Raw genomic sequence first — 382 nt, 5'->3', positions numbered from 1 at the left:
TGATTGTTCATAGAACTCTGACAACGGAGAATCCCGAGCTGGTTGGCGCGCGCTGCGCCGACATGGCCCCGGCTGTTGGTTAGACACGGCATCGGAAACCGAGCGGTTTTCAACGCATTGATCAAAATCCAAGCCGGTAAGCGGTTCAAGGTGGTGAAGGCCACCAACGTTGGATTGGATTGATATGGGTGCCCTTAGTCATCTGCGCGTGTTGGATCTAACCCGGGTCTTGGCAGGTCCGTGGTGTACGCAAACACTGGCCGACCTAGGGGCCGAAGTCATCAAGATCGAGCGTCCCGGTACAGGCGATGACACTCGCCACTGGGGGCCTCCGTATGCGAAGGACGCGGACGGTAACAACACGACCGAAGCAGCGTACTAC

The 382-nt window shown here is 57.6% G+C and carries 1 protein-coding gene; it reads left to right on the top strand.

What is annotated here, in order from left to right; all coding sequences use genetic code 11:
* Positions 1-184 precede the first annotated feature (184 nt).
* On the top strand, positions 185-382 hold a 198-nt coding region (locus tag AC1VNY_RS42940; RefSeq protein ID WP_482409746.1), incomplete at its 3' end, for a CoA transferase.

It is taken from the genome of Bradyrhizobium ferriligni (assembly GCF_056837965.1).
The sequence above is the reverse complement of the archived record's forward strand: the minus strand, read 5'-3'. Positions and strand labels throughout refer to the sequence as shown.